Origin of the sequence: Bradyrhizobium jicamae (assembly GCF_001440395.1) — a bacterium.
Classification (GTDB): Bacteria; Pseudomonadota; Alphaproteobacteria; order Rhizobiales; family Xanthobacteraceae; genus Bradyrhizobium; species Bradyrhizobium jicamae.
This window is the reverse complement of the sequence record NZ_LLXZ01000005.1, coordinates 1-6,658: the sequence shown is the minus strand read 5'-3', so window position 1 is coordinate 6,658 and position 6,658 is coordinate 1. Positions and strand designations below refer to the sequence as shown.

The 6,658-nt window shown below is 60.4% G+C and carries 6 protein-coding genes and 1 pseudogene; 6 read left to right on the top strand and 1 reads right to left on the bottom strand.

The features are described 5' to 3' along the window. The first annotated feature begins 653 nt into the window (after positions 1–653). From CQ12_RS01655 to CQ12_RS01635, 6 genes are all read left to right on the top strand, one after another. The gene (locus tag CQ12_RS01655; protein WP_057833631.1) at positions 654–1,478 is read left to right on the top strand and encodes a hypothetical protein; all 825 of its coding nucleotides are present in this window, start codon (positions 654–656) and stop codon (positions 1,476–1,478) included. A 231-nt stretch (positions 1,479–1,709) separates the two neighbouring features. Further along, positions 1,710–2,126, top strand: a complete 417-nt coding sequence (locus tag CQ12_RS41605) for a hypothetical protein (RefSeq protein ID WP_198164042.1) — start codon at positions 1,710–1,712, stop codon at positions 2,124–2,126. A gap of 621 nt (positions 2,127–2,747) precedes the next feature. Continuing rightward, positions 2,748–4,037, top strand: a complete 1,290-nt coding sequence (locus CQ12_RS01645) for an SPOR domain-containing protein (RefSeq protein ID WP_063799655.1) — start codon at positions 2,748–2,750, stop codon at positions 4,035–4,037. Positions 4,038–4,213: 176 nt separating this feature from the next. Further along, positions 4,214–4,351, top strand: a complete 138-nt coding sequence (locus CQ12_RS43245) for a hypothetical protein (protein WP_157087934.1) — start codon at positions 4,214–4,216, stop codon at positions 4,349–4,351. 512 nt (positions 4,352–4,863) lie between these two features. Further along, the gene (locus tag CQ12_RS01640; protein ID WP_057833628.1) at positions 4,864–5,412 is read left to right on the top strand and encodes a recombinase family protein; all 549 of its coding nucleotides are present in this window, start codon (positions 4,864–4,866) and stop codon (positions 5,410–5,412) included. Between the two features lie 493 nt (positions 5,413–5,905). Then, entirely contained in the window at positions 5,906–6,076 is a 171-nt protein-coding gene (locus tag CQ12_RS01635; RefSeq protein WP_157087933.1) for a hypothetical protein, read from the top strand. Between the two features lie 363 nt (positions 6,077–6,439). On the opposite strand, the pseudogene CQ12_RS01630 reads toward CQ12_RS01635, so the two are convergent. Next, positions 6,440–6,658 (bottom strand): annotated as a pseudogene (locus CQ12_RS01630) (hypothetical protein); the annotation flags it as partial.

Below are 6,658 nucleotides of genomic sequence, written 5' to 3'. Positions count from 1 at the left end.
GATTCAATCCCGCATCACCGCGCCCGGGTCTCGCCCACCCTTGCCGCGCGCCCTCAGCGCCTGCGGCTGATATCGCGCGGCACGTTTGTCGCGCAGTGCGTTCTCCATGGCCGCAGGACGTCCGACTGCAGCGTTAGCAAAGCTTCGGCAATCCGTCGGTGGGGCCGTGGTTCGTCCTAGGTCAGAACGACTCACTTTTACGGAGCCGGTCTCAGAGTCATTGTCTGCGGGCCGACCGCGCATAGATGCCGCGTTCGCGGCGTCGGAGATCTCCGGTTAGCGGCGGCCGCTGACTGACGGCCTGTCCGCGGTGAGCGGGAGACGGCTCCACTCACGCGGGGCCGTCTCCATTCCCGGGCCGGCTGCCCCCTGTAGCCTACCCAGCTGTTCACGGCGAGGCCACCGCGTCCGTAGGTTCAGCAGAGCGGAAGATCCAAGGCTGTTAGTCAACGCAGTGGCACGCCTGAGGGCGCGAACTCATAAAGGCCTCGCGTCTGCTTTGAGGCTCAAACCGGAAAACGTTCGCTCGCGCTGAGCCTTACCGCTTTTGACCCTGAGCGGACATTCGCCCTGGGCGGATTATGTATTTTTTCTTACGGCTGTGCCGGATATGGTGGCTTCGTCGTAGTTGCGATCCAAAATGGGGGAGACACATGCCTGCCTTCATTTGCTCGACCTGTGGTACCCAATATCCGCCAAGCGAAGCGCCGCCCGCTCGTTGCCCGGTGTGCGAGGACGAACGCCAGTTCATTCCCCCTGAGGGGCAGTCGTGGACAACACTGGAGCGGCTTCGGATCTCTCACCACAATGGATTCCGCCAATACGAGCCCGGCCTCATCGGCATTGGCACGACACCCAAATTCGCCATCGGGCAACGCGCACTGCTCGTGTGTACGCCTGAAGGCAACATCCTCTGGGATTGCATCTCTCTAATCGATGACGCCACAATTGCCATTATCAACGGGCTTGGGGGGTTGCGCGCTATCGCGATTTCACATCCGCACTTCTACACGACACTTGTTGACTGGAGCCGAGCGTTCGGCAACGTGCCGGTTTATCTCCACGCCGATGATGCCGATTGGGTGAGGCAGCCGGATGACTGCATCAAGTTCTGGAAGGGGGAGATACATGAGCTGATGAACGGTATCACATTGGTGCGTGGTGGCGGACACTTCCCCGGCGGAGCGATGTTGCATTGGGCGGCGGGCGCCGGAGGAAAGGGCGTCGTCTGCTCGGCAGATATGGCCATCGCCAACCTGGATCGGAAGTCCTTCGCGTTCATGCGCAGCATCCCAAACTTCATTCCCCTCTCCGAAAACGCCGTTCTTGCAGTCGGCGCCGCGTTGATGCCCCTTGCATTCGATCGAGTGTACAGCCACCACTGGGAGCGAGTGATCCATTCGGGCGCCAAGCAGGTTTTGCAGGACTCCGTAGATAGGTACGTTGCGGCTATTAGGGGCGCCTATGATCGAGCATGATGTCTAAGAGTTTGACGTCCGGCTCTGGCCCATCGCGACAAATCTGACACGTCCCGAAGAGGTCCGCTCTCAGGGGCGAAGCCGACTAGCTAGATTTGCTCATCGCAAGTATTGCGGCTCATGACCCATAACGCACATCCGCATTTTCCTTGCGCGAGAGGAAGAACCCGCGTTTCGAGGTGTCGCGCCCGCCGGAGGCGCGGTAGTCTCGGATCGCCAAGGAGGCGTCCCATGAAAAACGTTGCCGCTAGAAATGGCCTAATCATTCTTGCCGCTTCTGCGGTCTTTTATGATTCTGCATCCGCCCAGTCGCCTCAAGCCGCGCCAGCGTCAGCCTCGTTGTCATTTAGTGTGGTAGTTGGCCGATGGGCTCGGACCGCGGGACCCTACGTAATCAACATCAATAGTGTTGACGTGAATGGCAAGCTTCACGCCAGCTACGCTAATCCGAATCCGCTTCCTTTTCACACCGCGGAGGTCGTTCGCGACGGTAGCGGACTCAAGCTTCTCTTTGAATTGCGCGCTGGCGGCTACGGCGGGTCCACCTACACTCTCAACTATGATCCTGCTAGCGACAGCCTGAGAGGCGTCTACGACCAAGTTGTTGTGAAGCAGAAATTTGACGTAGTTTTCAACCGTACGAGGTGACGAGGCTCAGTTTTCCGCACGCAGTTTCATGCAGAGAAATGGTTTCCTATGAAGCCGGCTAATTGATTACGGCTTAGTGGGTGGAGCATGGATAGACTTTCGAAGCGGGACTGGCTGGTAGTGGCTTTCTTCGCATTCGTCACTTTAGGAACGGCACTTGTCATCCTGAATTGGCTGCTCGGTTGGTATTAGCCAGGCAACCCATAGGTGAGTGACCGGTACAGGAGTCCCAAGCGATCGCGATCCCGACATACCGCCGCCGGGGCCTCCCCACCCCCGCCCTCGCCGCCCGCGCGACCCTGATCGTTTCCTGAGGCATCTGTCATGCGCTGCGCCTCAGTGTGACAAAGCGGACCGACGCTAGGCCCGCACTTGATGCTCAATTCTAGCACTTCACGACGTTGTCGACCATCGACCCCGCATCGGCCGCGCAACCCGGTTTCGATATCGGGTGCCATCACTTCGGACGACATCACAGGCGAACAGCGGCCCCGTTGACATTCCCTTAACCGAGGGGGCGGACCATCAGTCTCGTCCTTTGTCTGGCAGAGACCAATTCGTTTGTCATGGCTCGGTGGTCATGGCGGGTTGGCGCTGCCCTGAAACGGATGCATTCTCGCCATGGCTGATAATTATCAGGACCGGCCTTGTCTTACTGAAGCCGGGCATGATCGCGGTGCTCTGCGAGACGAGAGTAGTCTGCTGGCGAAACTGGCGCAGCTGACTGGGCAGAGCGATCCGTTCGGCACCGCGGCCAAGACACCCCTTCCACTACAGTCGCGGACGAATATCCGCCCGCAAAACGTCCCCGTGGATGCAGAAGCGAGTGCACTCGCTCAATCGGCGCCATGGAGGCAGCGCACCAGGCAGGAATACGAAGAGCCAGAGCCGCAATGCTCGAGCCCCGTGCCTCCCTTGCACCGTTACGCAGCCGCGTCAGAACGGGACTATCACGAGCCACAAGCCGCGGACGAGCGGTATGGCCTGATCAAAACCGTCGAGCAGGAAAATACTCGCTATTCGGACGATCCTTACGCCCATCAACGCGGCTTCGGCAGGACGGTGGCCGCTGCAGCGGCGCTGGCGCTCGCCGTGGTCGGGACCGTAGCTTATGGAACCTATGTCGGCTCTCCGCGCGGCGGCGAGCTGCCGATCGTCAGAGCCGACAACAGCGCGACCAATGTGGTGCCGGCCCAGTCTGATGGTAGCGCCTCCAAGATCCCTGATCGCGTGCCGCCGGGCTACGGCGGTAAAAAGCTGGCATCGCGCGACGAAGCGTGGACCGACGTCAATTCCAAGTCCGATGCGTCGCTCGAGCTATTTCCGCCGCTGAACCAAAACAGCAGCCCTCCACCGGTTGTGAGCGGCTCTCCCACCGGCCCGGCGCGGACGATGACCGTGAAAGGCACAATGCCGAACAACGAGCCGCGCCAGATCAAGACGCTCGTCGTGAAGGGCGATCCCGCCGAGAACGGTGGGATCCCTGCGGGTACGGCCGCACCCGCAATACCGGACCCGGCTGCCACATCTGCGTCCGCGCCAACTGCTCTGGCCCAGCGTAACCCGTCGGCCGCCAGCGCCAGCGCACCGGTGACGCCGGGCGCGCCAGGTCTCGCTGCCATCAATGCCGTCCGGACGGCTCCCTCGGCCGGCGGCGATTATCTGGTTCAGGTCTCCTCGCAGAAGAACGAGGCCGACGTGCAGGCCTCCTATCGCGCGTTGCAAAACAAGTTTCCCGCCGCGCTGGGGTCCCGTCCGCCGGTCATCAAGCGCGCCGATCTCGGCGCCAAGGGCGTCTATTACCGCACCATGGTCGGCCCGTTCGGATCCACTGAAGAGGCGGCCCAGTTCTGCGGCAATTTGAAAAGTGCCGGCGGGCAGTGCGTCATTAAAAAGATGGCAAAATCCTGAGTAGCTCCCGTCGGGCACTCGGGGTAGGCCACCACATTCCACGAAGCCTCCGCCCGTCCCGCGGCCGCGCCCTAGGCCCGCCGTGACTTCGTGACATCCCCCGAGATAAAAAGTTACGCGCTCTAGCTGTGCCTTACGTGTAGTTGGATAGGGAGGGGATTGGCGGGAGGTGCGAAATGACGTTTTTGCCCCTGTGGATGGAGATACTGGTGAACGTGATCGGCTATGCCGGTTTCATCGGCATCGCGACCTGGCACAATTCATCAGACGAAATCACAACAGACTCTCCCCTGCGTTGTCATTCGAGGCGGTGACGACCCCGGTCAAGGATCAACGCACCCGGCCATCGACCTTTTTGCCGCGCCATCGCAAAACCGAACATTGGCCACACCGCACGTCCATTTCGACGAAGGGCAGCATCGGTACTATAGCGAGACCAATGGTCAAAACGCCGCGCGAAAATGTGCAGCAATAACCGGTACCGGTACCTGCCCCGTTTTAATCCCGCATCACCGCCCCCGGGGGTTACCCGCCTCGCCGCCCACGCCGCCAGCTACACGTTGCTCGATTCCACCTGATCGCGTCAGGCGTTCGGTGGTGCGTCGGCAGAAGGTCAGCCATCTAATCACGCTGACACTGAATTAACGCGTGGGAGGCTCGCGCTGCGCCAACTAGATCGGTCACATCAAAGCGGGCCGCTCCAATACCCAGCGCAAGCCGCGCAACACCATATTTCAAAAAGTGTAGTTTGTGAAAAATTAAGATTGCCCTTGTGCCAGCGCAACTTTTAGATTCCGAAACTCAAACTTTCAAAATGGGGCACTTCATGAAATTCGGTTACGCCAGAGTCAGTTCGAACACTCAGGACAACGCTGCCCAGGTCGAGGCACTGAAGGCCGCCGGCTGTGAGCGGATCTTTAGCGAGAAGGCCTCAGGCAAGTCGACCAATGGGCGGCCCGAGTTCGCGAAGCTGATGAAGGCCCTCAAGCACGGTGACGTGGTGACCGTCGTTAAGCTGGACCGCCTGGCGCGGTCGAGCCGTGACCTGCAGAATATCCTGCACGAACTTCAGGAGATGGGCTGCGGCTTTGTCTCGCTCGGTGAGAGCTGGTGCGATACCACAACCGACGTTGGGCGGCTGGTGATGACGATCATGGGCGGCATTGCCGAATTCGAGCGCGGCCTGATCCGCAAGCGGTGTGAAGAAGGGATCCGGCGGGCAAAACGAAAGGGCACGAAGTTCGGCCGGCCCGCTGTGCTTGATCCGAACCAGCGCCGGCGTGTCGCCGAGCGTTACACTGCTGGCGAGACGATGGCAGAGCTGGCGCGCGAGTACGACTGCGGCGAGGCGACGATCTGGCGGGCGCTGCAATAGCAGTCGAGGCAGTGTTGACTGGGCTCATGACCCCGTCGGCGAGCCCTGATCTTGGCTTTTGTCGGTTGTTCCCTCATCATCGTGAAAGTGCCAGATCAGAACATCCGCGTCTCGAACTTCGGGATGGGCCGCGAAGTGGCGGTGCTGACATGCCACCAATCCCGGAAAAAACGCTCATCTCTCAGTTGCGTGGGATGGGCAAGGAGGAGAGAGTTGGACCCCCATGCCTGGGGTGCGGCCGTGTTAGTACAGATGACGGGAGATCTCTTGCTAATCTGTGCCAATCGTTTTGTTAAGATCAGCCAGCAGAAGCCGCGCCATTAGGCCGCGCGCATCACGAGAGCCATCCATGACGCGGTACATAGCCGCACCTCGTCGAGCCATGGATCGGCGGTCGAGCGATAGCGCGGCCCTGCGAGCCGCAGTGTGCTTTGCATCACAGTCGAGGCGAGGCCGATATGTTGTCATGCGCCGCTTCACAAGGGAGCAGACCATGCCTCAAAAGACTGCCCGAGAGAACGAAATCGCCCGAGAGAACGAACCGCCGCGCGGCAATGACGACATGGCGGTCTTGCGAGACGATGAGCTTGATGCCATCACCGGCGGAATCGGCAAGACAATTGGAGCTAAAGCCAAAATTATAGACGGCCGGTTTAGAACATGACCGTTGGAAGCCGTCGGTTTCGGCTGATCGCGCCGCGCACGCCCGCGTCGCGCATCTCGCGGAAGGTAATTTTTTGAGGTCTCTGCATGGCGCCATCAATGCGGCGCCGGGACCGGCGGCGACGATCTCGGGAAGCTGCCCCTACACCTCCACAAGACAAGCCTTCAGCGGCTCTTAGCGCGCCGCCCAAAGGGATGGGGCAATCCTAATTTGCCCTCATCAGCCAATTTTGAATCATCGCAAAACTTGAAGATCACGACATCCGCGCCCGATCCTCGGGATGGGTCGCGTAGTGTCGAGCTCGGTTCAACAACCGGGCTCAAATTGGCTCGCCATAGGCGGCAGACCATTGGATGCCAAACGTCAATCCTCGTCGCGGCGCTCGGTGATTTGCCGGATGGTGACGCAGATATCCTTACCCCCCTCGCCCGTGTGCGCTTGCGGCGGCTTGCCCCAACCGCGATCAAGCAGGATGTTGGCGGCCTGCACGCGGGCGGCCGGTGGGTATTCTCGCTGGCGCATGATCGCGGCGAGGTGACGAATACTCTCCTCGGTATATGCCCGGCACAATGAGCGTATGTC

What these genes read in the sequence shown, in the direction of transcription:
- CQ12_RS43245 (WP_157087934.1), top strand. Translation starts at nt 4,214, where the DNA reads ATGACGTTTTTGCCCCTGTGGATGGAGATACTGGTGAACGTGATCGGC.
- CQ12_RS41605 (WP_198164042.1), top strand. Translation starts at nt 1,710, where the DNA reads ATGAAAAACGTTGCCGCTAGAAATGGCCTAATCATTCTTGCCGCTTCT.
- CQ12_RS01635 (WP_157087933.1), top strand. Translation starts at nt 5,906, where the DNA reads ATGCCTCAAAAGACTGCCCGAGAGAACGAAATCGCCCGAGAGAACGAA.
- CQ12_RS01645 (WP_063799655.1), top strand. Translation starts at nt 2,748, where the DNA reads ATGGCTGATAATTATCAGGACCGGCCTTGTCTTACTGAAGCCGGGCAT.
- CQ12_RS01655 (WP_057833631.1), top strand. Translation starts at nt 654, where the DNA reads ATGCCTGCCTTCATTTGCTCGACCTGTGGTACCCAATATCCGCCAAGC.
- CQ12_RS01640 (WP_057833628.1), top strand. Translation starts at nt 4,864, where the DNA reads ATGAAATTCGGTTACGCCAGAGTCAGTTCGAACACTCAGGACAACGCT.